The sequence below is a fragment of the Microcoleus sp. F4-D5 genome, assembly GCF_036704885.1.
Lineage (GTDB): Bacteria > Cyanobacteriota > Cyanobacteriia > Cyanobacteriales > Microcoleaceae > Microcoleus.
In genome coordinates, this window is sequence record NZ_JAUBSX010000026.1 from 64,326 (window position 1) to 88,239 (window position 23,914).

The following is a 23,914-nucleotide window of genomic DNA, read 5'->3' on the forward strand; positions in this document are numbered from 1 at the left end:
CTTGAAATTGCCACTCTGTTTCTGCTGTCCCTGGGCTGCGGCCATCTCATCGAGTATCCCTTGGCGAAGCCGGCGCGTTAGCGCATAGCAGTATGCCAGGAACTTAGCTGATTAGGATTTAAAGCCTTTAGAGCTTTTCTTTTTCTCCTGCGGTTTGGACTTTGATTTGTGAACTTCGCCTAAAGCTTCCTGAAATAAGTTGTGCAGGTGCAAGGGAACGCTGGCAATTTCCGGGAGTTCGGGTTCTAAGGGTTTTTTAAACTCTTGCAGCAGGGCATCTAAATCGCGATCGATCTGAAAATTCGTCCGCTGCAATACAGTTTGCAAAATTTGTGATAATTTCGCTGGGTTAACTTTAGCTAACCGGTGCCAAATCCAGGTATTAATTCCAGGATCTTCTAGATAGTTACGCACCAGCTTCTCGTAACCGGGAACGGTTAAAAAGTCTTCGGCTGCTAGCATTGCAGTAAATTGAGCGTAAGTAGACAAAAAGGTTTGCCCCCAGCGGGGATGAGAAAGCGCTGTCACCTGTTCGGCTTTCTTGAAGCGATCGGGCAATTCAACTTTCGGCATTACCATTTTTGAGTGAGGATCGCTATCGATCCCTATCTCAACTGAAGAAGGATCTGCACCGGCCGCTGCTATAGCTGCTGCTTTAATTTCTTCTGCATCGACTCCGGCATCTTCAACGATATCCGCGAGAGATTTAGTTTCATGAATTCCGATATCAGCGAGGTGTTTTTTAGTGATGAATTCCTGAAATTCAGCCAACTGTTTATTCAGGTGATATCCCGATAGCGTCACTTCATCGCTGCCAAAAAATTCGGTAAAATCTTCGTGGTACTGTTCTACCGAATGCCAAGCTTGCTCTAACAATTCAGGCGCATCGCTGTACAAATTCTGTTTGTGATTTTGCTTGAAATTGCCGATCGCCACCGCCAACTTCGGCTTGCCCAATTTCCCCATCGCTATCGGAGGGCCCGAGAGTATCCACCAGTCATCGGTGAGAGGAGCAATCCGAGCCCGCAAGATTTCTCCTAACTTAAAGCGAGACATTTCTTGCAGGAAATTAGGGCTGTTGGGCTTGACAACATAGTGCTTCGCCGTCAGCCAGTTCATCAGCTCAAACCTGTCGGGGAAAAGTTTAGTGATTTCAAATAAGCCCGTGAAGCTTCTGTGCCGCCAACTTTCTAGCAAACTGCGATCGCCCTGGGTTAAATCCGGTTGACTTTCGACAAATAAGTCGATCGGCGTTTTCTCTCCGACTTTGCCTTCAACTGTAAAACTGTCAATCACTTGATTTTGCTGAGCAATGTCGTAGCGCTCCCCAGTCGATCGAGCTGCTGCATAAGCTTCCAAAGCTACCGCCAACTCTCCCTCAGCATCCAGCACAAAGTCAATTAAATTTTGCTTGAGTGTCCAAGCTCTTTCCAGCATTTCATCCACAATTTATACCGATTTTGAATGAGAGGATTTAGATTTTTAACAACTATCGGATTTGAGGCCGCGAACGCTTTCACGCTCCGGCTGCGATTGCTCGTGTGCATGGCGAACAAGGACAGAAATATGCGATCGATGCCTCAGTCCTGAATTAGTTTAATTTTAAGGCTAACAGTAAAAAAAAAATGTTAATCTCAAACGGAAGCATCCCGATTTTGCAAAAAGCGTTTTTTAGGAGTGCGATCGTCCCCCACAGCAAAGCCTCTACATCTCGCTTCTTGCTCTGCGGCTCGTACTCCTGTGAAATAAAAATCGTGCTGAAAACAGCGATTTCCACAGAGCATAAAAATACCCTCTCCGATGTAGAGAGGGGCTGAAAATCCCCAAAAACTTAGCTAAACTCGCGTTAAAAATAGTCCCAGGTATCAAAATCCCAGGTATCAACAACAGTCCAAGACGCAGCAACCGGGTTTTTTTATCAAAACACTTCGCTGCATTCCCCACCAGGGGTAAAAAACCGGAACGCTGGAGTTTGTGTGTGCCCCAGACTGAGAAATACTTGCCGTCAGCCCTTAGCGGCCGTCTTTGTCAATGTCGCCAGGAACAGCGCGTTCCACCCGATCCCAAGCGTCGCGCGTGGCGTGCTTCGCTTTTTCCCAAGTCATATTGGACTTACCGCGATTTGTTTCGTAGTCGCGTTGCAAATCGTTTTCGATCTCGTTGAAGCTCTTACCAGTACCGCCATAGCGGCTGTATCCCTCATAACCGGTGCGGTATGCAGGCTGATAGTCGTCGTAAGTCGCGCTGGTGTCCGCGTAAGGACGAGAACTGTAGTTGCTTCGCCAGTAAGCGTCTTCTACCGTGGGGTCGATCGCCTCGCCCACACCTTTGCCCGCCAAACCGCCGCCAAAGGCACCCACAACAGCGCCCACAACTGCTCCTACAGGCCCCCCGATCGCACCGCCGATCGCAGCACCCGCTGCACCGGCACTCGCCGCACCGATACCCGTTGCCACTGGATGAGCCCCCGTTTCTCCCGAAAGCGGGTCGAGGTTAGCATCAGGTTCCTTTACCGTTTTTTTGTCATCGCTCATGATATTTTTTTCCTTTTATTTAACTGTAACTATTACTCAATTTACATTTTTAATTTCTCTGTATTCATCTGCCTTCAGGATGAATCTGCCTGCTTAAAAATAAGGGGAAGCAGCCAATCTTTTTCGACGCAAAAAGTGGTTTTATACTCTATTATAACGCGATAAGGTGCGCACTGCGCACCCTACATAATTAGGTTAAACTAAGTCCAGAGCTACGATCGATTGTGTACTTGGCGAAGCTCTGTATTTACACCAGCAACTTGATTTAGATAACAATCTGTTGATTTATTCGTTACCAGTTACCTTTTCCATCAAATCTTCAGCTTTTTGAACTAAGCTTTCTTGCGGGTGTTCTTCCTTGTACTCTTTTAAGCTTTCGTCGTAAACTTTCTCTACCTTTGCAGGATTTTGAGCAGTTTTGACTATTGATTCGTAAGCTGCTTGGGGATTCAGATCCTCGAAACTTTCTGCGGGGTCAGTAATTTTAGCTTCCGGCTGCGCCTGAGTGCTGTATTGACCCGCAGCGTGAGCAGCCTGACTCGGTGCTAAGGCTAGACCTGCCAAACTAATGAAAGCCAGCGTACAGACCAGCAAAATGCTTTGAATCAATGTTTGTCCGAGAGCTTTTAAAACCCGCTTCATGTCAACTTCTCCTGGTATTTTTTCGCAAAAATTATGGTGTTTGTCGCCCCTTCACTGCGATCGCACATTTACAACCTTGGTTCCAGCGCAGTCTTTGTCGCAGCTACCGCATCTAGAGCGAGCCAAAAGGGATGTTTCCCGCGATGTCCAATATCTTAAGCGCCTGCTTGTTGCTATTACTTCTACCAAAAGACAGATTAGTTAGACAAGCGCAACTCATCTCCTATGAACCTCGACGCGATCGCAATTCCTGCGATGAACCCTATCTAGGGGTTCTCCCGTCAATTGCGAACCCTGACTCTTCTCCTTTCTTCCTTCGCGTCTTCGCGGTTCATCAAAAAAAGCCCGTTCACCACACATCTAAAATTGCTACAAACAACCTAGAAAACTACAAAAAAACCTGCTCTATATTGAGGTTGCGGTTCTGCATAGCTCGTTCAAATAGCTCAGTAGAAAGAGCTTGTTCGACCGACCAAACGCCCGGTTTTTTTAGTTCTCCTTCTAACATTAATTGAGCTATGCTGCCAGTACCGATGCCAGTAGCGGCTGCTGCATTGGGGTGTACCGCTGTCGAGCAAACTTTAGCGGGTTGACCGTTTTTGAGACCGGTCACTTGCGATCGCACTGCCACGCCAACCCCGCTAAAACTATTAGTAACACTGGTCATCCCGTAACTGACATAGGAGAGAAATTCAATCACGGAGTTATTTTTGAGCCAGCTAGCGGGCCAATACTTGGCAACAAACCAGGTAAGGTGATTGTAAAGGTCGGGAGATGTACCGAATTTAGTCACAACTGATTTGACCGGGAAAGCTTCGGGCAAAGTGATTGCTTCCGGCATATCGAACCAGTAAACCCCTGTGTTTCCGTAGGGTGCGGGAAATTCAATTGTTTCGCGATCGCTGTAGGGTTTTACTTGCTGCCACTTGCGATCGGCCCAAACCTCAAAAGGAGTTTGCAAGCCTAAAAAAGTGGTTCTCATGACGGTAACGCCAGCGCCGCCAGAACCTCCGACAACATAACTCAAATGGATGTGTTCTGCTTCATCTAATTGTTCCGCATCTCGGCGCACCATGCTGTTAGAAACACCTGGAAAAATCCCCGTATTAATAATAGCCGTAATTCCAGCATTCTTAGCAGTTTCGCGCAATTCTAAAGCTCTGCGAGTAAAACTCCGGCTGTCGCTGACATCAGTATAATTCACACCTGCTTCTATGCAAGTTTTCAATACACTAGCGTCTCGGTAGTGAAAAGGCCCGGCACAGTGAACGACGAGGTTAGAGGATGAAACCGCTTGGTGCAAGGCTGCACTGTCTGTTAAATCTAAAGTTTGGTAATGCACTCTATCCGGTGGCAATCCCGACCCAATAGAGGCTTCAGAGTTGCGTCCGGTAATAGTAATTTCCGCGTCGGTATGGGTAACAAGGTCTTGGGCAACGCTGCTGCCAATTCGTCCTCGCCCCCCGACAATCAAAACTCGGTTTGCCATCGCTCAAAAAAGGGTAACGCTAATCTGAGTTTCTATATTTTCGCGTATAACTTGCATCTGCACAAAGGATGAATTTGTGATAACTCATATTTTGCACCAATGTCCATAACCCCATAGGGGCGGGGAAAACCAATAAATCCAACTAATTGCAGACAAGTTCAATAAAGCCCCACCCAAGTTTAAAATCCTTTATTGACAAGGTTTCGATGTCTGAGTTAGACTCTAAGAATATGAACAGTCCGTAATATTTTTAATACTCCCTTATAATAAACCAAAAATTAAACACTATGACCGCAGAAGGTAATGTAGCTGATACGGGTATTGTAGAAGAAGTTAACCAACTAATCGCAGAAAAAAAAGCATCAGATAGGCCTGAAGCACTCGAAATATTGAAACAGCAAGCTAAACGCGATTAAGATAAATAAAAAATGTAAAAAATTAAAAGTACCCAGAAAGCATTTGGTGACAGACATAGCCGATCCAGCGGCAAAAAGAAGAAAATGAAAAGGTAAGCTGCTCAAAGAAACCTCTCCCAAAATTAGTCTGCAATTAGTGTAGTACCACGAAATTCAGAGAGTTTTGGGGGATGTCAATTACTCACACTTAGTCATTTTGATACTTGCGTAATGCCATTCAATTTAACTGACTAAGTGTGAAAATAACCTAGGCTGGAAGCACTAAAATTTAGGGAGGTACAAAAATTATGGATAAGCTGACAACAGAAACACTGCTAGATTATTGCGATTCTGATGATTGTGCCCTGCAAACAGAAGCATTGATACAGCTTGTAGATGCAGAAGTTTACGAGGCTGTACCGCAGATATTAAGATTGCTAAAATCTACCGATGAATTAATTAGAGCCGATGCAGCCGAGGCATTAGGTTATCTGGGTTCAGAGGAAGTAGAGACAGTTGGCCCTGCATTAATGCCTTTGCTAAACGATCCAGAAGAACTGGTTAGGTCTGAAACAGTCGAGGCCTTGGGAGAAATTGGTTATAGTCCTGCGGTTGAACCGATAGAATATATTCTCAGACACGATCCTTCAGCACTGGTTCGCGCATCAGCAGCAGAAACTCTTGGATATTTAGAAGAACCATTAGCTATAGAAACTCTGGAGCTTTCACTGCTAGATGTTGATGAAGATACAGCAGTTAGAGGGTATGCTGCTAATTCGATCGGGCTTTTAGGTACGCCCCAGCTATTGCCAAAACTTGAAGAGTATCTAAAATTAGAGCTTCCTTTATCAGTAAAAGCTGAATTGCTGGGAGCGAGGTACTGGTTGGGCGCGAAAGAAGATATCGAGAAGCTATTGAGTTTGTTGGATAATGCTGATGAACATTTAGCAACTATCGTCCTGAATATTTTAACAGATTTGACCGAACGGGAGGAGCAGCCAACATTGGCGAAAGATGCACCAGATTTAGAAAGGGTATTGAGGGCGATCGCAAACCGTTTTCCCTTCACAGGGAATCAACCAGAAAAAATTCTCGCACTCACAGACTGATAAATCAATACAAATAAACGCAGATGAATCGCATCTGCGTTTATCTGCGTTCATCTGCGGTTGCTAAAAATCTTACTTCTCATTACTCCGAAATACCGACTTACTCTTCGCTTTCAGAGAATTAGCCGCATCTGCCAAAGTCTGCACGAAAGGCTGCTGCGAGTGCAGGAAAACGCGAGCGGTATTGCGTCCCGGCATACCCGAAATCGACCCGCCCGGATGAGTTCCCGCCCCTGTGAGAAACAAACCGTCGATCGGCGTTTTGTAATTCGCCAACTCCGGCAAAGGACGGAAAAATATCATCTGATCCAGCGTCATGTCAACGTGGTAATAATTCCCCTTCAAAGCCCCCAAACGCTCTCCCAATTCCGCCGGACTTTCCACGTGGCGGCCGATAATTGACTTCTTGATATTTGGCGCGTATTCGGCTAATTTGTCAATGCAGCGATCGGCAACTTTGTTTTTCAGCTCATCCGTCCACCCCGTACCGTGCTGGCCGGTTCCTTCAGCATTTTCGATCGTGTAAGGAGCAAAAAATTCAATCCAAGCCGTATGATGTCCGGGGGGAGCCATTGACGGGTCTAGTACCGTCGGAAACACCACATACATCGATGGGTCTGAGTCTGGAATTCTGCCGATCGAAGGCTCGCTGTGAGCGATTTCAACGTGTCTCACCGAGTCTGCAATTAAAACTGAACCGATTAAATATTCGTCCCGATGATTCCAGCGCTCAAACTTGGGCATTTCATTGAGGGCTAAGTCTATTTTGAGAATAGTCTCGTTGTTGTTAACAATTTTGCGCTCCAATCTTTCCCGCAAGTTCGGGTCAGCAGCATCGACATCGCTATCATCCATTAAATGCAAAAACAAGCGCTTAGCATCAATATTAGAAATGATACCTTTTGTAGCGCGGTATTCCGTGCCACCGGCAACTCGAACTCCCACAGCGCGACCGTCATCAATTAATATTTTTTCGACGTGCTGGTCGGTAAGTACCACACCTGAATAGCTTTTCACTAAATTGAGCAGCGCTTGCACTAATGCACCCGTCCCGCCGCGCGGTCTTGCCATGCCGGGATTGTGTCTCATTGCCAACATAATTGCGCCTACAGCCAGGGTTTTTTGGGAAGGAGGCGCGCCGAGTTCTGAAGCGAATCTTGCTAGGGGTGCTTTGATAAATTCCTCGTCAAACCACTCGTTGAGAATGTCTTCCGCGCTGGTGAGCATCGTGCGAACAAAGTCCAGCGTTTTGTCAGGTGAACCTATCACTGAAAATAAATCTTTGAGCTTGGCAATATCGTAGTTGCCGGCAATATCTATTAGGGATTTTGGTGGCGCATTAAACATCGGAACCATTGCACCTAAAGCCCGCTGCCAAAAGTCTGTATATTCGGAATATTTTTTAGCGTCGCGCTCGTTGTAGCGGGCAATTTCAGCACAAGTTTTTTCTACGGATTTGTGCGCTAAGAAATATTTGCCGTCGGGATGCGGACAAAAGGCAACAGGATCGCAGTAAAGATATTCTAAACCGTATTTTTCCAGTTCTAATTCTTCTACAACTGGCCCTAAATGGATAAATTCGTGGTCGATCGCGCACATATTGAATTTAAAATCCGGCAATTCGGGAATCGCAGCTTCGGTAGTTGCCGCGCCCCCGGGAACCGAACGTTTTTCTAACAACAGGACAGTATATCCAGCTTTGAGGAGATAAGAGGCGCAGACCAGTCCGTTGTGGCCGGCGCCTATGATAATCACATCATACGTTTGCATAGATGAAGCTCTGGGGATAAGATATTTTGCTTATTTTACAAAAGTTAACAAGTTTGCCGTCTCTACCAATAGAAATAGATTGATTTTCAGCAAGCAGTTTTAGCATTTTACAAAAGATGGATATTTGACCAAATACTGCTGTGCGATCGCCCTTATTTTCTATTTAATTTAGAGAGCTACAGCTCTTCTCAACTCTCGCCAAAATTATACTGCATTTGGCTGCGTTTATCTGCGTTCAATTAAAAACTTAAGCAAACTAAGGAAGAATAGGGAATAGGGAATAGGGAATAGGGAATAGGGAATAGAAACAGTTTTGAGGTTGCTTCCTTACTCGCAATGCTGCGATTGCCAGGAGTTAAGCCTGACTCAAATTACTTACTCAACACTCAAAACAGTGAGCCAATTACTAATTGATAATTGGCAATTACCAATTACCAATTAGTACATTGAGAAATATTACTTAAGTTGCCGCAATGCCGCCTCAGCTTTTTGGGAACCCTCATTGTTGCCTTGCTGGCGGTAAGTGTTGAGGGCTTGTTGAAAAGCTTGAATTGCTTCGGATTTGCGATCGCGCGCTTTGAGTGCCATACCCATATTATAATAAGCTTCAGCCCGGTCTGGATCGAGCTTAATCACTCGCCCAAAAGTGGTAATCGCTCCTAAAAAATCTTGTTTTTCCAGTTGAATTTTCCCGATTCCTGCGTGTGCTTCTACTAAATTTGGTCGCACCGCAATAGCCCGCTGATAAGCTACCAGCGCTCCGTCTAAGTCATTTTGAGCCTGGAGAAGTTCGCCAATTTCTAGCTGCACTTCGGGATTCCGGGGCTCCAATTTGGCAGCTTCTTCAAAAGCTGCTAGCCCTTCGGAAGTATAGCCGGCACGCAGCAAAGCAGTGCCTAATTTTAACTGGACACCTGCTTGTTTGGGAGCGAGTTCGGCTGCTTGTTGGAGCACGGTGACTGCACTGGCAAAACTTCCCTGCTGGATCAATACTAAACCCATTGAAGAATAAGCTTGCCAATTTTTCGGATCGAGGGCGATCGCCTCTTGATATGCTTTAAAAGCCCCGCTGTAATCTTTTTGCTGAAAGAGTACCACTCCGAGACCGATCCGGGCATTGACATTTTTGCGATCGAGCTGAGCTGCGCGGCGGTAAGCTGTGGCTGCTGCGGGATAGTTTTGCAAATTCGCCATAGCATATCCTAAGGCGTATTGAAAGTCAGCATTATTAGGTTCGAGACCGATCGCTTGTTGGTAAAATTCCACTGAGGCTTGATAGTTGCCTTGACGCGCTTCTAAATAGCCAATACCAGAAAAAATGCGCGGGTTTTCTGTATCTAAACGCGCCGCTTCCTGATAAATGGCGATCGCCTTACTGTACTCCCCTAAATCTACAAACTCGCGCCCTTGTCGCAGCAGAGCGTCTAAATTTGAATCATTTTTAGGTTTAACTTCAACTGGCGTTTCTGCTGAGAACGCTATCTGCGGCGCTGCGACAGCGAATCCCGCTACCAAAAGTGTACTGAATACCAAGAGACTTTGTTTGTGTACGGCCATTTGTTTCAAAGAGTGTGTGGAATGAAAGAGCCAGTTGCAGTCCGCTTAGGAAGCTAACAACTTATGGTTTACCAGGAATCTTTGAGCGGCGAGATGTAGTAAATCTACAGAACAAGACCCACTCAAAATTTTCGCGACTGAGGCCAACTGATGATTGTAACAACAACTGATATCATCCAAGGAGCAGAAATTCAATCTTACCTCGGAATTGTAACTGCTGAGGTCGTTTACGGCACCAACGCCCTGCGAGATTTCTTCGCAGGCATTCGCGACATCATCGGCGGGCGCACCGGCAGTTACGAGGAAGTGTTTCTCAAAGGACAGCGAGATGCCCTCGCGGAACTGGAAAAACGGGCTCAGCGCCTGGGCGCGAATGCCGTAATCGGGGTTGAAGTTGACACCGGCACGATTAATGTAGACTCGAACGGGGCTTTGCTGCTGATTACTGCTGTTGGAACGGCTGTAAGATTGCGTTAAGCTGTATTTTCTGTATACGTCAGCATTTCCTGTATACATCCGGGAACTTTTCTAACGGGATAAAATAGTTATCACTCATCAGTCATCAGTCATCAGTCATTAGCTAATAGCGGCTGGCTGAGGGCTGATGGCTTTTTCGTTTCTTTCTTCAGACATAGATACTGGTTATTTCCCCAGGCAGATATAGTTTCTATCAATCTCAGCCACAATCAATGCTTAGGTGAAAGATTGTTAAAAATTAAAGCAACTCTAAGAGGAAAGAAAAACCTATGTCATACGTAAATAGACCTGTAGATAACGTTGTTAACGAACCCGTGGTTGTGAATTCAATGATGGAATACCACGATCGAGTACGTTGGGGCCCGATTTTTTCAGGTTTGGTAATTGCGATCGGCACGCAATTAGTTTTAAGTGCATTGGGCGCTGCGATCGGGTTGAGCAATATTGCTAATTCAGGAGCTCCGCGCAGTATTGCAGGGGACGTGGGTACGGGCGTCGGAATTTGGTCAATCATTAGTTTGTTAATTAGCTTAGCAGTTGGCGGTTGGGTAACTGCTCGCGCTTGCGGCCCGATGAACCGGAGCACAGCGCTTTTAAATGGAGCAATTTTGTGGGCAACTACGCTAACTATTGGCTCTTGGCTGTTAGCAAATGGCGTGGCCGGTACTTTTGGCGTAATAGCTGCGAATGCGGGAGAAGCAATTAATCAAGCGCAGCAGGGCGCGGTGGATTTGCCGAACCGAGCGCCTAACGTAACTGCTCAGGATACTCGCAACATTGCTGGTAATGCTGCAAAAGCTGGTTGGTCGTTTTTGTTCGGCTCGCTATTGGGTTTAGTTGCTTCGATGGTAGGAGCATCTGCAGGCGCGCGCAGCCCTCGCCATCACTCGTAAAAGTTCGATCCGACATGGAAAGTTTATATTCAAAAAAGCACTTTAAAAAAAGTGCTTTTTTGTTGGTTTAATTTGTGAACTATTTTTTTATGAACCGCGAAGATTCGCGCTTCTGAGTGGCGTGTTAGTGCTAGTTAGCTCGTGATGATAAGAGAAGATAAGGATCGTCAATTAAATAATTTCCCTTTTTTCTTGTGGGATGGGCGTCCCGCCCGAAAGCGTGTATTTTCAAAGCAGGCGGGACACCCCACAAGAATCATCATCAAATTGTGAAAGGCCACAAATTAAGCCGTGAAGTATTTGGCGGCTGGGTGATAGGTGATAATTGCGGTTGTGGATTGTTCGGGATAAAGTTGTTCGCTTTCATCCATGTAGAGGTTGATACGATCGCACTTTAACAATTCCAGTTGCTTGTACTGATCCGCCATGTTCGGACAAGCGGGATAGCCGAAACTGTACCGCGAACCGCGATATCTTTGCGCTAGCATATCCCGAATGTTGTCCGGTTCTTCGCTACCAAATCCCAATTCGCGCCGAATTCGCGCGTGAGTCCATTCTGCTATTGCTTCTGCTGTTTGTACCGCTAACCCGTGAAAGTAGAGATAGTCGGTATATTGATTGTTAGCAAATAGCTTTTGCGCGTACTCTGTAGCAATTTCTCCCACTGTCGCTACTTGCATCGGAAATACATCGATTTTACCCGATTCTTTGGGGGCGAAAAAGTCGGCAATGCACAGTCGGCGCGCCGATTTTTGCCGGGGAAATGTGAATGTTGCAGCCACAGGCAAGATGCCTGTGCCACTTTCGGGGCGGGCATCTTGCCCGCCACTGATTATTGTTTGCCCCCCATTCATAATTTCCGGGTCGTACAAATGCAAAGAATTGCCTTCAGCTTGACAGGGAAAATACCCGTAAATTGCTTGCGGCTGCAGTAAGTTTTCGGCGATAATTTTGTGTTTCCATTCTTCCAATACGGGATAAACTTTCTCGGCTAAGAAAGCATCGTATTCTTCCCGCGATTGGTCTTTTGGCTTGCGGAACTGCCACTGACCGGCAACTAAGGCTTGCAAATCTAAGTGCCAGAAAATCTCCTCAAAGGGGATTTCTTCTCCCTGCAACAGTTTCGTTCCCCAGAAAGGAGGATTCGGGCGATCGATATCTGCTGCAACTGCTTCGGATCGCCTGGTATCTATTACCACAGGAGTGTCTGCTTTGTTGGAATCTTCTACAGAAGTTTCTGGCGAAGCTTTATCTTCTTTAACCGCCCCATTATCCTGCCCTATTTCATCTAAAAATCCTTGCAAGTCGTCCCATTTACCAGCAGATTTTGCTGGCATGAGTTTGTCCATAAAATGCAAGTCAGAAAACGCATCTTTGCCGTAAACAACTTTACCTTTGTAGGTATTTTGGCAGTCTTCATGTACAAACTTGGGAGTCAAAGCTGCGCCGCCCAAAATTACCGGGACGGTGATTCCTTTCTGGTTGAATACTTCCAGATTTTCTTTCATGAATGCGGTGGATTTTACCAGCAAGCCACTCATCGCTATACAGTCGGCTTTGTGCTTTTCGTAGGCTTCGATGATATTGTCAACTGGCTGTTTAATTCCCAAATTAATGACGCGATAGCCGTTGTTTGATAGGATAATATCAACTAAGTTTTTGCCGATGTCGTGAACGTCGCCTTTGACAGTAGCGATGATGAATGTGCCTTTGGCATTGTCCCCGGATTCGGACTTTTCCATGTGCGGTTCTAAATAGGCAACTGCCGCTTTCATGGTTTCTGCTGACTGCAAAACAAAGGGCAGTTGCATTTGTCCAGAACCGAACAATTCTCCGACTACTTTCATGCCATCTAGCAAGAAGGTATTGATAATGTGGAGGGGCGAATAGGTTTCTAATGCTTTGGCGAGTTGGATGTCGAGCCCAATGCGTTCGCCGTCGATGATGTGCTGCTTGAGGCGTTCTTCGACCGGGAGGTTTGCGTCTTCTGTACGATCGCGCTTGGTAGTTTTGCCCGCAAACACCGTTGTCAGGTCGCCCAAGGGGTCGTAAACGCAAATATCGCCGTCAAACTCCCGTTCGTCGTAAATCAGTTTACGGCAGATTTCTTGGTGTTTGGGGTCGATTTTGGCGAGGGGCAAAATCTTATTGGCGCTGACAATTGCCGAGTCCATCCCGGCTTGCATTGCTTCGTGCAAAAACATGGAATTCAAAACTTGCCGCGCCGCCGGATTCAAGCCGAAGGAAATGTTAGAAACTCCTAAAATTACGTGACATCCTGGCAATTCTTGGCGGATGCGGCGGATGGCTTCGATGGTAGCTTTGCCGTTTTTTCTGTCTTCTTCAATCCCGGTAGAAATTGGCAAAGCTAGGGTGTCAAAAAAGATTTCCTCGGCGGGAATTCCGTAGGCGACAGCGGCGTTATATGCGCGCTGGGCGATCGCAAATTTTTTGTCGGCCGTTCTCGCCATTCCGTCTTCGTCAATCGTCCCGATAACTATGCCCGCGCCGTATTTTTTTGCCAACTCCAAAACTTGATAAAAACGCGGTTCTCCGTCTTCGTAGTTAGTGGAATTCAGCAAACATTTGCCGCCCGCAACTTTTAAGCCTGCTTCCATCTTTTCCCATTCGGTGGAGTCCAGCATTAAAGGGAGAGTGGCATTAGTCACAACGCGGGAAACTAATTCTTTCATGTCTCGCACGCCGTCGCGGCCGACATAATCAACGTTGACATCGAGAACGTGCGCGCCTTCTCGCACTTGTTCTCTGGCCATTGCGACTAAACCGTCCCAGTCTTCAGCGTTTAGCAAATCGCGACATTTTTTGGAACCGCTGGCGTTGAGTTTTTCGCCGACAATTAAGAAGGAATTCTCTTGTTCGTAGGGTTGGGCGGTGTAAATTGAAGCGGCGGAAGGTTCCCAAGTAATTTTGCGGACTTTGGGTGTTAGAGTTTTGCCAATTTCTGATAGTTCGCGGATGTGATCGTAGCGGGTTCCGCAGCAGCCGCCGATGACTTGCACGCCTAAGTCTTCGACAAAGCGCATCAAGGCCATTTTTAATTCTATTGGCGTGAGTTTGTAGTGCGCGTGGCCGCCGATGTTTTCGGGTAAACCGGCGTTGGGAACGCAGGAAACGACGAAGGGCGAATGTTCGGAAAGGTATTTGACGTGTTCCGCCATGCGATCGGGCCCGGTGGCGCAGTTGAGGCCTAAGATATCTATGGGATAGGGCTGCAAAATGGCTAAGGCGGCGCTGATATCGGAACCGACTAACATTGTGCCGGTGGCTTCCATTGTGACTGATACCATTAACGGAATTCGCGCGCCTTTTTTCTTAAATACTTCTTCAATGGCATTTAATGCTGATTTAATTTGCAGCACATCTTGACAAGTTTCGACAATAAATAAGTCAACGCCGCCGTCATAAAGTCCTTCTGCTTGTTCGGCAAAAGCGGCGGTGAGTGTGTCGAAATCGATGTGTCCTAATGTGGGCAATTTGGTGCCTGGCCCGATCGATCCTGCGACAAATCGAGGCTTTTCTGCTGTGGAAAATTCGGCGGCGATACCCTTGGCGAGTTCGGCTGCTGTTTTGTTGAGATAATAGGCTTTGTCTGCTAAATCGTATTCGGCGAGTACGATGGAAGCCCCGCCAAAGGTGTCTGTTTCGATGACATCGGCCCCTGCTTCGAGGAATCCCCGGTGCACGTTGGCGACGGCTTCCGGTTTGGTGTGGACGAGATATTCGTTGCAGCCTTCGTATTCTTTGCCGCCGAAGTCTTCTGCGGTGAGGTTTTGGACTTGCAGGTTGGTTCCCATCGCGCCGTCGAAGACGATGACGGGGCGCGAGGGGTGGTGGAGTCGATCGAGGAATCTGCTATTCATAAGCGGTCAAAAAAAACGCAGGTGCTATATATTTACAATTTTATCTATTGTGCAATATTGTCAACAATTATGTGACTGTTGGCAAACGACTAATTACTTAAGGATTTAATGCTGCTGACAATAGTTCGATCGTACCTGTAATTTTAGCGATCGCCCTGGATTCTTGTCAAAATTCTGTTGTCGGTGAGGCTGCGGCGGGAAAACCGGCGAGTTGCGAGGGATTTTTTCGCTTAACTGCTGACGAATTTTGCGAAAATGCGATCGCCACAATTAAACGAGTGATGTTTAAGGGCGATCGATTCTCTTACAGCAAGCCGGGGAAAATGTAGGGGCGATAATTTTGGCAGCAGAGTTTCACAAGCTAGACTATCTGATGGCCGAGCTCAAACCTTCACAATTATTGCCTGAAGAAGAATCTTATTATGAAGATGAGAAGGGAATCCACTGTATCTACCCGGACGAATTTTTAGAGGAATTTGATAATATCTTAGCAGATCTAAACGAATTTGACGAATTATTTGGCTTGTTACCCACAGAAGCAATGGGAGAGGATGTTGATATTTTTATGCCTGTAGCTATCCTCATGTCGGCCAATAAATTCTGGATACCGGAATACTTAAAGGCTGAGAAAAAGTTAGCGACCAATGCTCTAGAATAATAGTATTTTACATTGTATCGCAAAAATAAAAGAGAAAAATCAAAAAATGAGCGTAGCAATTGATATAATCAAAGAAAAGCTAAGGATATAAAATTATGGTGGAAACAATTCAAGCCCAAAATATAATCCTTTATGACCTAGAAGCAAAGTTTGGTTTACAGCGGATAGACGACGAGCAATTTTTCCGGGAATGGCAAGATAATTTAGCGGAACTAACAGACTCGGAAAAGCAAGCACTAGATGAAGTAACAGCCGATTATATGCACTTGTCCAAGTATCCAATACTTGAGCCAGTTGTTAAATTGGTTGTGCTTGCTCCGCTATTAAGACTAGCAGGTTTTTATCGCGATCCTTTTTACTTGAGTGCTGAAAAAGAGGTGATAATTGAATCTGAAGATGAGGGAACAATTGTCAGAGGACGCCTCGATTTACTGGTTTTTACCCCAGATTTTTGGGTATTGGTAATTGAGGCAAAGAAGGCACAATACTCGCTAGAAGTAGGAATTCCGCAAGCTTTAGCATATATGCTGGGAAATCCTCATCCTGAAAAACCTGCTTTGGGATTTGTCACAAATGGGATTGATTTTATTTTCCTGAAAGTGACAAATCAAGGAACACCTAAGTATGCTGAGTCGTATTCTTTCACGCTGCGGAGCAAGGATGGGTTGTACACTGTCCTGAAGGTGTTAAAGCGCTTTGCTCAATTATTCAGGGAATAGTTTTTTGTTGCAAAAAGTATGTAACGGCGATCGCTATTATGGATCAAAAGCGCTTCTGTAACTAAAGCATTAAGAAAAGCATTAAGATTTCTTTCTCATTTTTCTGTTGGAAGGTCTTTTAGGCAGCCGCTTAATTTCACTTTCCCCTCCTTGAACTTCTACTTTTTCTCTAATTTCTGAATCTACACTTTTAACATCGCTTCCGGTAGTGTTTTCCTCTTTATCACTTCCCTCACAATCCGGTAAAATTTCTCTTAACTGCACATCCAACCCGCAATTTAGACTCGGCAATTGTGACACTTCTTCAATAATTTCAGCTTCTCCAATCCCCTGCTCAATTTCCGCCACCGCTAAATCTTTCTCCGCAGCAGGAAAGTTATCAATTTCTTGACTAATTTTATTTTCTATTATTTCCTTCTCTACTAGCTGCATAGATAACTGCTGGTTTTCCCGTGACAATTCCTCAACCTTAGTCGCAAGCATTCTAAGCTGTTCGTTGAGAACGCGAATTTCTCGGTTTTGCTGCTGAATCATTTCTTCGGCATCAGCAATAGTTCGATTCCTCTCTAATATAACCTCATTTTTAGTTTCTAATTCCAAAGCGCTCATAGCCGCTTTAATTACATTATAAAAATGCGGTTTAGATACATCAACTTGTTTAGCATTATGGCGACTTTTGCCCAAAAGTCCAATCTTTTCTCCTTGCTTAACAGCCAAAACAAAACCTTGATGATTTTTTATTTTTAATTCTTTGACAAAATCTACTTGAACTAAACTGCAAATATATTTGTGACAGTCAAAATAAAATTCTGCTTTCATCAAAAAGCACCCCTTCCTGCTACAGTCCCGCAGAATTATAGCATGAACAAGGTTAAAACTCGAAGAAAATTTATAAAAATAGGGTGGGCGCGGAGGGCTGTACCCTAATTTATAAATGTATGCGATGTCAAGAGTTGTTCATGACTTATGCGAAAAATCGTTTGACGCGCTACTTCTAGCAGTAATGGGCGCAATGCGACCCTACAAAATTAGGTTTTGCCGGCAGGAATTTAAATATTTTGGCTTAGAAAAATTCGCCAACTGCGACATATTTCATAAATTGATTAATTGTGTTTTTTTTCTGACATAAGCGATTTCCCATCCGTGACGATAATAAGCTGTTTCTAAATCAACCCTTTCAGTTTTAACATCAGTTTCTAATTCAAAAAAGCTTAGCTGAATTGGTTCATTATTTTTTTTTCCTTTGTTAAACTTGCTCAAAAGTCTTTCTTCTAAATGCTGGTGCGATTCTAAATAGCCATCTAACAGAATGTGATTTATTTGTAAATTAAATTCTCTGACTTTGTGGCATATTAAAATAGTCCGATGACAAGTAATCGGGTCTTTTTCCGCACACATTAAACTGATTTTATAATTGGCTGCGTTTTTGAGCAAGCGCTGAATTCCTTGGGAAAATAGAGGAGTTGTTGCTATGCGATCGTACAAAGCTTTACCGCTAGTATCGTAACAGCTTAAATCTTCCGGTCTCGCGCCCAACTCTTTGCCTAAAAAAACATATTGAATGCCGACACTTGACAGATAAGCTTTAATTTCGGATTTATTAAAATGAGGTAAATAGCGGCTGAAAGGATGCGATCGCACGTCCGCAACTGCTGTAATTCCGTGCTGTTGCAGCAGCAAAATAAACGCTTCAATACTCAGATTGGAGTGTCCGATCGTAAATAATTCCATTGCTTCGATCTTGCTATTCAGTGTTTGCCTTGCAGATGAGTTTGTGTAGCCAGATTCTTTTAATCTATAGACTTCAACCTGTAGGTTTTTTTACCAAATTTTGAATCAAAATTTGCACAGCTAGCAGCATCAAACCCACCGCAGCTAAAGCAAAAATACCAGTACCCAAAGCAGCAATTCCTACTACCAAAGTTCGCACGGCTACCGAAATTTTAATCGCAGTAATATTATCCGAATGAACTGGCTTACTTGCAAAACTTTGAGCGATCGCCATAGTTAGCGCGTACAAAGGTACCGCAAAGCTGCCCGCCATCAGTGAACCAGTCAGGCACCGCAATACCGTTGGCGACTTGGGCGGCAAAGCATCCTCAGCAGAAGTTGGAGGTTGAGAACTAGAATTAGGATTAGTTAAATCAGCCATTGCGATTTTAGATTTTAGATTTTAGATTTTAGATTTTAGATTTCTGGTTAATTAACCAAAATTAAAATCAGTGTTTCATGGCATTTTATCAGTTCTTCGATCTCAATAGACTCTGGGCCAAGTTAGATTCATCTTGACAATCGCCTGTTAGACGCATTTAACTCGGATTGCGATCGCACCATCTTCGAGTTACACCCTCGGAATCGGCGCTTTTACATCATTTCCCTCCGCAAAAATCCGAATCCCAGTATTGCTAAACTGTGCTACCCAAAAATCCAAATCGGGAGAAGCGATCGCACTTTTAACCCGTTCCAAAACCTGCTGAGCCTGCTCTGGAGACTCCGCCAGCGCAAACACCGTCGGCCCGGAACCCGACATCATCGTACCCAAAACCCCCGCCGACTCAAAAGCCTCCCGCAACTGCAACACCTGCGGGTACACGGGCAAAGCAACTTTTTCTAAATCGTTGTGCAGCAATTGACCAATTTTCGATCGATCTTTTTGGGCGATCGCCCCCACCATCGGCCCCGAATGCAGCCGTTGCCGGCGGCACTCCAAATCTTCCGCTGCACAATAGGAACTACTAAACTGCTGGCGATAAGTTTGATACGCCCATGCGGTAGAAATACTGAGATTGCGGTACTTCGCCAACACCACAGAAAAGCCCCCCAAATCAGGCAGAGGCGACAGTTTGTCCCCGCGACCGGTTGCCAAAGCCGTACCTCCAGCAATGCAAAAAGGCACATCCGAACCCAAAGTTCCCCCCAACTCTTGCAACTCCGACTGAGTAAGTCCCAATTGCCACAGCAAATCCATCCCGACCAAAACCGCAGCCGCATTTGCCGAACCGCCGGCGAGCCCCGCCGCCACCGGAATCTGCTTGTGAATGGCAATCTCGACTCCGCCGTATTTCGCCAAAGCATCGGGGAATTGCTTCGCCAACAAATCCGCCGCCCGGTAAGCCAGGTTATTCTTATCAGGAGGGACTTGCGGGTGATCGCAACGCACGCGAATCGTGTCCGTACCAATCGCGCGCAAGTCAATTCGATCGGCTAAATCTATACTTTGAAGTACCATCGCCAGTTCGTGATATCCGTCGGGGCGATCGCCTATGATTTCCAAATACAGATTGATTTTTGCTGAAGCTAGCAGAGAATATGAACGCATAGGTGATTAAGCCGCAGGTGAAAGAAACCCCTGGTTGAAATTAATTGACACCAGTCCGAGTCCATTTTCTCACAACTCAAAGGAAATATTATGCAGGAAATGTGGAAAAATTTTTTTACTTCCGGGCCATTTATTCCTCACGGCCACTGCTATCTCTGGCATACCCCGTTAGTCTGGCTTCACCTTACCTCAGATTCGATCATTGCACTCGCGTATTTTTCGATCCCAATTACATTGGTTTATTTTATTTCCAAACGCGAAGATTTGCCCTTTAATTGGATCTTTGCCCTGTTTGGAGCCTTTATCGTCGCCTGTGGCATCACTCACATATTTGAACTCTGGACACTTTGGCATCCTACCTATTGGCTTTCAGGAATAATGAAAGCAATTACTGCCCTTATTTCATTTGCTACAGCCATACTTTTAGTAGACTTAATGCCTCAAGCCTTAGCACTTCCCAGTCCCGCACAGTTAGAATCCGCCAACCGACTTTTAGAATCGGAAATTGTCGAGCGCCAATTAGCCGAAGCTGCACTACAAAAAGCTAAAGAAGAATTAGAAATTAGAGTTGAGGAACGCACCGCAGAGTTAAAGTTTCAAACTCAACAGTTAGAATTGGCAAACCGACTTTTAGAATCGGAAATTGTCGAGCGCCAATTAGCCGAAGCTGCACTACAAAAAGCTAAAGAAGAATTAGAAATCCGAGTTGAGGAACGCACCGCAGAGTTAAAGTCTCAAACTCAACAACTAGAACAAGCATTGTCTGAATTGAAGCAGACTCAATCCAACCTAATTCACAGCGAAAAAATGTCCTCTTTAGGGCAATTAGTCGCTGGAATTGCTCATGAAATCAACAACCCGATTAACTTTATTTACGGCAATGTTACTCCCGCTCGCCAGTATGCCAATAGTTTGCTAGAACTGGTGAATCTCTATCAAGAGCAGTATCCGAATCCCCTACCCGTAGTTCAAGAAAAAATCAAGTATGTAGATTTAGATTTTATCATTTCTGACCTGCCCAAAATATTAACTTCTATAAACAACGGCGCCGAGCGAATTTTTGGTATTGTCAAGTCGCTGCGAATTTTTTCTCGCCATGACGAAGCAGAAATGAAATTAGCCGACATTCACGAAGGAATTGACAGCACACTGATGATTTTGCAAAGCAGATTGAATGCTAATCCCGGTTTGGCGAAAATTCAAGTTATCAAAGAATATGGCAATTTACCGCAAATAGAGTGCTATCCGGGACAGCTAAATCAAGTGTTTATGAATATTCTGGCTAATGCTATTGATGCTTTAGAAGATGACAGCCACAGCGAGGCGATTGCAGCCAATGAAGCTAATCGTCCCCTAATCAAAATTTCTACCAAACTTTTAGACAGTGAAGCGGTAGAAATCCGAATTAGCAACAACGGGCCAGAAATAACTGAAGCGGTGCTCAACCAGTTATTTAATCCTTTTTTTACCACTAAACCAGTAGGCAAAGGCATAGGATTGGGTTTATCGATCGGCTATCAAATTATCACAGCAAGACATAAAGGTGAATTGCAGTGTATTTCTGCACCGGGGCAAGGTGCGGAATTTATTATTAAAATTCCGATTAGCCTGCAAGAATGCTTTAAAAATTTACAAAAAACCTAAATCCAACTGTTAGCAGTCAAGCCGAAGAGTCCTGATTTATAAAAAACACAATACCCCAATACCCGAATTATCAAACAAGTCTGGCATCTAACAAAATCGTGAATTTTAAACATCGGACAGCATATTATTACTCAAACTTACCCATTGAGCCACGCTTAAATCTTCAGCACGAGATTGAGGATTTATCTGTAACTCTTCTAACAAGTGAACGAGTTTATCTAAATCCACAGCCCCTTTCAAATTGTTTCGCAGCATCTTGCGCTTGCTACCAAAACCCAACTTGACTAAATTTTCCAAATAGCGCGGATTAACCGCCGCAGTTTCTATCTGTCTGGGAAGCAGCCGCACCACGGCAGAATCGACTTTTGGCGGCGGAAAAAAGTCTTTAGACGGCACATCGCAAATTAACTCGCATTCTGCTAAATACTGCACCCGCACCGACAAAGCCCCAAAAGCTGTCGAACCCGGTTTAGCGTAAAGCCTTTGGGCTACTTCTTTCTGCACTAACAGCACGATCGCATCGAAGGGTTTAGCAGCAGGAACAGATATCGTTCCCAGCAGTTTTTGCAGGATCGGGCCGGTGATATTATAAGGAATATTGGCAACAACTTTATTGGGATTTTGGAATTTGGGAAATGCTGTTAGTTCAGCATCTAAGTCCATTTCCAGGAAGTCGCCTTGCAGCAGTAAAAAATTGTCGGTTTTGCCGAGTTGTTTGGCTAGCTTGAGACACAAATCTCGATCGATCTCCACAGCAACAACAGACTCAGCCGCAGGCAGCAAGCGTCGAGTCAGAATCCCCGTACCCGGCCCAATTTCCAGGACGCGATCGCGATCCAAAGAAGCCGCTTTCACAATCTTATCTAAGGCTTTCTCGCTTTTGAGCCAATGTTGAGCAAACTGTTTCCGGGGTCTGGTCGATCGCATTTTTTGAATTGTTGGAGAAATCTTAGCCTGTCATTCTATCACAGCTCAATATCTCTTCCCTACCTACGGTCATGTTTATTTTTGTTAACAGGGGTTGAATTAACCAAAAAACTTGGGCACTATAATAAAGATAAACGATAAAAAATAAATTTATTTCTTGCCAATTCCCAACAGCACGACACGTAAGTCACGCAGACACGGATAGCTGTTTTTCCAAATAACCAATAACAAATAACCAATAACAAATAACCAAGAACCAAGAACCAAGAACCAATTACCACTTCCCCAAAAATGAAATTCCAACGAGTATTTGGTACATTACCCAAAATCACAGCCAGCGCCCCCGGCAGAGTAAACGTGCTGGGCGAACACACAGACTACAACGATGGATTTGTACTTCCAACGGCGATTCCCCAGCGCACCACAGTACAAATCGGCTTCAGCAGCGACAATCGACACCATTTTTATTCAGCAGAATATGACGAACTCATAAATTATTCAGACGAAGATACCATACCGCAAAAATTCGTCAGTTATATCTGTGGCTGCCTGAGACTTTTAGAAAAAGAAGGATACAAAATACCGCCAATAAATCTCTACATTACCTCCAATGTTCCGATCGGAGCCGGTTTGTCCAGCAGCGCCGCTTTAGAAATAGCAACCCTAAGAGGAGTGCGCGCCCTGCTGAACCTCCCCATAGACGACGTGCGCCTAGCTCAAATCGGACAGCTAGCCGAAATCCGCTATGCCGGCTTGAACTGCGGGATCATGGATCAAATGGCGTCGAGTTTAGCAGACACCAACACCATGCTATTGATCGACACCCGCAGCCTCGAATGCCGCCCGATACCTTTTCCCACAGGCACAGAAATTTTAGTAATTGACAGCGGCGAAAGCCACCAACTAGCAGCAGGAAGCGGCTACAACCAGCGGCGCGCCGAGTGCGAGGAATCCGCGCGGATATTGGGAGTGAAAGCTCTCAGGGATATCGCCGAGCCCCAAGCTGTGGAAGTATTGCCGGAACCCCTCAGAAGGCGATCGCGCCACGTCGTTACCGAAAACAACCGCGTACTAGAAGCAGTAAAATCTTTACCAGCAGAGCGTTTTGGCGAGTTAATGAATGCTTCCCATGCCAGTCAGCGCGATGACTACGAAGTTTCGGTGCCGGCAGTAGACACCCTGGCGGCAATCTTGCAGTCAATCCCCGGAGTCTTCGGCGCAAGGCTGACGGGCGGAGGTTTTGGCGGTGCTTGCGTAGCCCTGGTGGAGAGCGGCAAAGCCGGTGCGATCGCATCAGAGGCGATCGATCGCTACCAGCGCACGGGTTATACTGGCCGTGTTTTGGTTCCCGAAATTAAAGTTAATTCTTAACGCCAGAACTATCTCCAGGTAGCGAAGGCCACCGCACAGTCACGATTACCGAATCCTCCTCGGCAGACCAATAATGAGGCACTCCCGGCAGCCAGAGAGCATAATCTCCTTCGCGAGAAAGCAAGATTTCTTGCTCTGGAAATTGCAGCCGAAACCGCCCTTTTACCAGGATAGAAAGCGTCGTGGCTTGTGCATTTACCGCCCACTGAGTCCTGCAATCTCCGGCGGGGTGAGTGCCCCATTTTACCTCTAATACAGAAGTCGATCGCGGGTCATCGCCCGGCGTCATAAAGTGACCCGCAAACCAACCGCCCCGACTTGCACCTTCAGCGCCCGCATTTCCAAAAACCACTTCTGAGGACATCAGCTAATCAGCTAAAAAACAAATAGGTTGAGAGCACAAACTCTACGTTTTGTACTCAAGGACATCCCGCTCGATCGCTCGTGTCGTAGGGAGCATGTCAAGTTTGCGCGCGCTCGCCAGCACTCCAGATGAAGACAGAGAGTCAGTTAGCGACTGTTGTCTGCT

The 23,914-nt window shown here is 45.5% G+C and carries 22 protein-coding genes; 9 read left to right on the top strand and 13 right to left on the bottom strand.

Going from position 1 to position 23,914, the window contains the following annotated elements; translation table 11 throughout:
* Nucleotides 1–111: 111 nt before the first annotated feature.
* Entirely contained in the window at nucleotides 112–1,437 is a 1,326-nt protein-coding gene (locus QUA80_RS14480; protein ID WP_333425582.1) for a hypothetical protein, read from the bottom strand.
* Between the two features lie 188 nt (nucleotides 1,438–1,625).
* Here QUA80_RS14480 and QUA80_RS14485 point away from each other — a divergent pair, with 188 nt between their 5' ends.
* Nucleotides 1,626–1,817 carry a hypothetical protein gene (locus tag QUA80_RS14485; RefSeq protein ID WP_333425541.1) on the top strand — a complete coding sequence of 64 codons (192 nt, stop codon included), beginning with the start codon at nucleotides 1,626–1,628 and terminating at the stop codon, nucleotides 1,815–1,817.
* 195 nt (nucleotides 1,818–2,012) lie between these two features.
* Here QUA80_RS14485 and QUA80_RS14490 read toward each other — a convergent pair whose 3' ends face one another.
* The 3 genes from QUA80_RS14490 to QUA80_RS14500 form a co-directional block, all read right to left on the bottom strand.
* Nucleotides 2,013–2,534: a hypothetical protein gene (locus QUA80_RS14490; RefSeq protein ID WP_333425543.1), complete on the bottom strand. Its 522-nt coding sequence runs from the start codon at nucleotides 2,532–2,534 to the stop codon at nucleotides 2,013–2,015.
* A gap of 285 nt (nucleotides 2,535–2,819) precedes the next feature.
* Entirely contained in the window at nucleotides 2,820–3,176 is a 357-nt protein-coding gene (locus tag QUA80_RS14495) for a hypothetical protein (RefSeq protein WP_333425545.1), read from the bottom strand.
* Nucleotides 3,177–3,564: 388 nt separating this feature from the next.
* On the bottom strand, nucleotides 3,565–4,665 hold the full coding sequence (locus QUA80_RS14500; protein WP_333425547.1) for a saccharopine dehydrogenase NADP-binding domain-containing protein: 1,101 nt from the start codon (nucleotides 4,663–4,665) through the stop codon (nucleotides 3,565–3,567).
* Between the two features lie 287 nt (nucleotides 4,666–4,952).
* Between QUA80_RS14500 and QUA80_RS14505 the strand changes: the two genes are divergently transcribed.
* Nucleotides 4,953–5,081 (top strand): polymorphic toxin type 34 domain-containing protein, encoded by a 129-nt coding sequence (locus tag QUA80_RS14505; RefSeq protein ID WP_333425549.1) that lies wholly within the window; start codon nucleotides 4,953–4,955, stop codon nucleotides 5,079–5,081.
* A gap of 287 nt (nucleotides 5,082–5,368) precedes the next feature.
* Nucleotides 5,369–6,169: a HEAT repeat domain-containing protein gene (locus tag QUA80_RS14510; protein WP_333425550.1), complete on the top strand. Its 801-nt coding sequence runs from the start codon at nucleotides 5,369–5,371 to the stop codon at nucleotides 6,167–6,169.
* Nucleotides 6,170–6,241: 72 nt separating this feature from the next.
* Here the strand turns inward: QUA80_RS14510 and crtO are convergent, their stop codons facing one another.
* Together crtO and QUA80_RS14520 are read right to left on the bottom strand one after the other, a co-directional pair.
* Complete coding sequence (crtO, locus tag QUA80_RS14515; RefSeq protein ID WP_333425552.1) at nucleotides 6,242–7,939, bottom strand: beta-carotene ketolase CrtO; 1,698 nt, start codon at nucleotides 7,937–7,939, stop codon at nucleotides 6,242–6,244.
* Between the two features lie 456 nt (nucleotides 7,940–8,395).
* Nucleotides 8,396–9,496, bottom strand: a complete 1,101-nt coding sequence (locus tag QUA80_RS14520) for a tetratricopeptide repeat protein (RefSeq protein ID WP_333425554.1) — start codon at nucleotides 9,494–9,496, stop codon at nucleotides 8,396–8,398.
* Between the two features lie 150 nt (nucleotides 9,497–9,646).
* On the opposite strand from QUA80_RS14520, the gene QUA80_RS14525 reads away from it, so the two are divergent.
* Both QUA80_RS14525 and QUA80_RS14530 read left to right on the top strand, forming a co-directional pair.
* Complete coding sequence (locus tag QUA80_RS14525) at nucleotides 9,647–9,973, top strand: YbjQ family protein (RefSeq protein ID WP_006634531.1); 327 nt, start codon at nucleotides 9,647–9,649, stop codon at nucleotides 9,971–9,973.
* Nucleotides 9,974–10,242: 269 nt separating this feature from the next.
* Nucleotides 10,243–10,866, top strand: coding sequence for a hypothetical protein (locus QUA80_RS14530; protein ID WP_333425556.1), 624 nt, complete (start codon nucleotides 10,243–10,245; stop codon nucleotides 10,864–10,866).
* A gap of 284 nt (nucleotides 10,867–11,150) precedes the next feature.
* Here QUA80_RS14530 and metH read toward each other — a convergent pair whose 3' ends face one another.
* Complete coding sequence (metH, locus tag QUA80_RS14535; protein ID WP_333425558.1) at nucleotides 11,151–14,747, bottom strand: methionine synthase; 3,597 nt, start codon at nucleotides 14,745–14,747, stop codon at nucleotides 11,151–11,153.
* Nucleotides 14,748–15,087: 340 nt separating this feature from the next.
* Here metH and QUA80_RS14540 point away from each other — a divergent pair, with 340 nt between their 5' ends.
* Together QUA80_RS14540 and QUA80_RS14545 are read left to right on the top strand one after the other, a co-directional pair.
* On the top strand, nucleotides 15,088–15,405 hold the full coding sequence (locus QUA80_RS14540; protein ID WP_333425560.1) for a hypothetical protein: 318 nt from the start codon (nucleotides 15,088–15,090) through the stop codon (nucleotides 15,403–15,405).
* Nucleotides 15,406–15,500: 95 nt separating this feature from the next.
* Nucleotides 15,501–16,124, top strand: a complete 624-nt coding sequence (locus QUA80_RS14545) for a type I restriction endonuclease (protein ID WP_333425562.1) — start codon at nucleotides 15,501–15,503, stop codon at nucleotides 16,122–16,124.
* Nucleotides 16,125–16,205: 81 nt separating this feature from the next.
* Here QUA80_RS14545 and QUA80_RS14550 read toward each other — a convergent pair whose 3' ends face one another.
* The 4 genes from QUA80_RS14550 to ispE all read right to left on the bottom strand — a co-directional run bounded on the left by QUA80_RS14550 (nucleotide 16,206) and on the right by ispE (nucleotide 19,443).
* Complete coding sequence (locus QUA80_RS14550; RefSeq protein WP_333425564.1) at nucleotides 16,206–16,946, bottom strand: hypothetical protein; 741 nt, start codon at nucleotides 16,944–16,946, stop codon at nucleotides 16,206–16,208.
* 270 nt (nucleotides 16,947–17,216) lie between these two features.
* Nucleotides 17,217–17,855, bottom strand: coding sequence for a DUF488 domain-containing protein (locus tag QUA80_RS14555; RefSeq protein WP_333425566.1), 639 nt, complete (start codon nucleotides 17,853–17,855; stop codon nucleotides 17,217–17,219).
* 73 nt (nucleotides 17,856–17,928) lie between these two features.
* Entirely contained in the window at nucleotides 17,929–18,276 is a 348-nt protein-coding gene (locus QUA80_RS14560) for a DUF3082 domain-containing protein (protein WP_333425568.1), read from the bottom strand.
* A gap of 189 nt (nucleotides 18,277–18,465) precedes the next feature.
* Entirely contained in the window at nucleotides 18,466–19,443 is a 978-nt protein-coding gene (gene ispE, locus QUA80_RS14565; protein WP_333425570.1) for a 4-(cytidine 5'-diphospho)-2-C-methyl-D-erythritol kinase, read from the bottom strand.
* Nucleotides 19,444–19,533: 90 nt separating this feature from the next.
* On the opposite strand from ispE, the gene QUA80_RS14570 reads away from it, so the two are divergent.
* A complete protein-coding gene (locus QUA80_RS14570; RefSeq protein WP_333425572.1) occupies nucleotides 19,534–21,087 on the top strand; it encodes an ATP-binding protein in 1,554 nt (517 codons plus the stop codon).
* Between the two features lie 105 nt (nucleotides 21,088–21,192).
* On the opposite strand, the gene rsmA is transcribed toward QUA80_RS14570, so the two are convergent.
* Nucleotides 21,193–22,014: a 16S rRNA (adenine(1518)-N(6)/adenine(1519)-N(6))-dimethyltransferase RsmA gene (rsmA, locus tag QUA80_RS14575; protein WP_333425574.1), complete on the bottom strand. Its 822-nt coding sequence runs from the start codon at nucleotides 22,012–22,014 to the stop codon at nucleotides 21,193–21,195.
* 291 nt (nucleotides 22,015–22,305) lie between these two features.
* Here rsmA and galK point away from each other — a divergent pair, with 291 nt between their 5' ends.
* The gene (gene galK, locus QUA80_RS14580; protein ID WP_333425576.1) at nucleotides 22,306–23,385 is read left to right on the top strand and encodes a galactokinase; all 1,080 of its coding nucleotides are present in this window, start codon (nucleotides 22,306–22,308) and stop codon (nucleotides 23,383–23,385) included.
* Here the strand turns inward: galK and QUA80_RS14585 are convergent.
* The gene (locus QUA80_RS14585) at nucleotides 23,375–23,749 is read right to left on the bottom strand and encodes a signal peptidase I (RefSeq protein ID WP_333425578.1); all 375 of its coding nucleotides are present in this window, start codon (nucleotides 23,747–23,749) and stop codon (nucleotides 23,375–23,377) included. The genes galK and QUA80_RS14585 overlap by 11 nt on opposite strands.
* Nucleotides 23,750–23,914 lie beyond the last annotated feature (165 nt).

Bases quoted from the DNA above. Each gene is read 5' to 3' on its own strand.
- QUA80_RS14480 (WP_333425582.1), bottom strand. From the start codon at position 1,437: ATGCTGGAAAGAGCTTGGACACTCAAGCAAAATTTAATTGACTTTGTG.
- QUA80_RS14485 (WP_333425541.1), top strand. From the start codon at position 1,626: ATGTTAATCTCAAACGGAAGCATCCCGATTTTGCAAAAAGCGTTTTTT.
- QUA80_RS14490 (WP_333425543.1), bottom strand. From the start codon at position 2,534: ATGAGCGATGACAAAAAAACGGTAAAGGAACCTGATGCTAACCTCGAC.
- QUA80_RS14495 (WP_333425545.1), bottom strand. From the start codon at position 3,176: ATGAAGCGGGTTTTAAAAGCTCTCGGACAAACATTGATTCAAAGCATT.
- QUA80_RS14500 (WP_333425547.1), bottom strand. From the start codon at position 4,665: ATGGCAAACCGAGTTTTGATTGTCGGGGGGCGAGGACGAATTGGCAGC.
- QUA80_RS14505 (WP_333425549.1), top strand. From the start codon at position 4,953: ATGACCGCAGAAGGTAATGTAGCTGATACGGGTATTGTAGAAGAAGTT.
- QUA80_RS14510 (WP_333425550.1), top strand. From the start codon at position 5,369: ATGGATAAGCTGACAACAGAAACACTGCTAGATTATTGCGATTCTGAT.
- crtO (WP_333425552.1), bottom strand. From the start codon at position 7,939: ATGCAAACGTATGATGTGATTATCATAGGCGCCGGCCACAACGGACTG.
- QUA80_RS14520 (WP_333425554.1), bottom strand. From the start codon at position 9,496: ATGGCCGTACACAAACAAAGTCTCTTGGTATTCAGTACACTTTTGGTA.
- QUA80_RS14525 (WP_006634531.1), top strand. From the start codon at position 9,647: ATGATTGTAACAACAACTGATATCATCCAAGGAGCAGAAATTCAATCT.
- QUA80_RS14530 (WP_333425556.1), top strand. From the start codon at position 10,243: ATGTCATACGTAAATAGACCTGTAGATAACGTTGTTAACGAACCCGTG.
- metH (WP_333425558.1), bottom strand. From the start codon at position 14,747: ATGAATAGCAGATTCCTCGATCGACTCCACCACCCCTCGCGCCCCGTC.
- QUA80_RS14545 (WP_333425562.1), top strand. From the start codon at position 15,501: ATGGTGGAAACAATTCAAGCCCAAAATATAATCCTTTATGACCTAGAA.
- QUA80_RS14555 (WP_333425566.1), bottom strand. From the start codon at position 17,855: ATGGAATTATTTACGATCGGACACTCCAATCTGAGTATTGAAGCGTTT.
- QUA80_RS14560 (WP_333425568.1), bottom strand. From the start codon at position 18,276: ATGGCTGATTTAACTAATCCTAATTCTAGTTCTCAACCTCCAACTTCT.
- ispE (WP_333425570.1), bottom strand. From the start codon at position 19,443: ATGCGTTCATATTCTCTGCTAGCTTCAGCAAAAATCAATCTGTATTTG.
- QUA80_RS14570 (WP_333425572.1), top strand. From the start codon at position 19,534: ATGCAGGAAATGTGGAAAAATTTTTTTACTTCCGGGCCATTTATTCCT.
- rsmA (WP_333425574.1), bottom strand. From the start codon at position 22,014: ATGCGATCGACCAGACCCCGGAAACAGTTTGCTCAACATTGGCTCAAA.
- galK (WP_333425576.1), top strand. From the start codon at position 22,306: ATGAAATTCCAACGAGTATTTGGTACATTACCCAAAATCACAGCCAGC.
- QUA80_RS14585 (WP_333425578.1), bottom strand. From the start codon at position 23,749: ATGTCCTCAGAAGTGGTTTTTGGAAATGCGGGCGCTGAAGGTGCAAGT.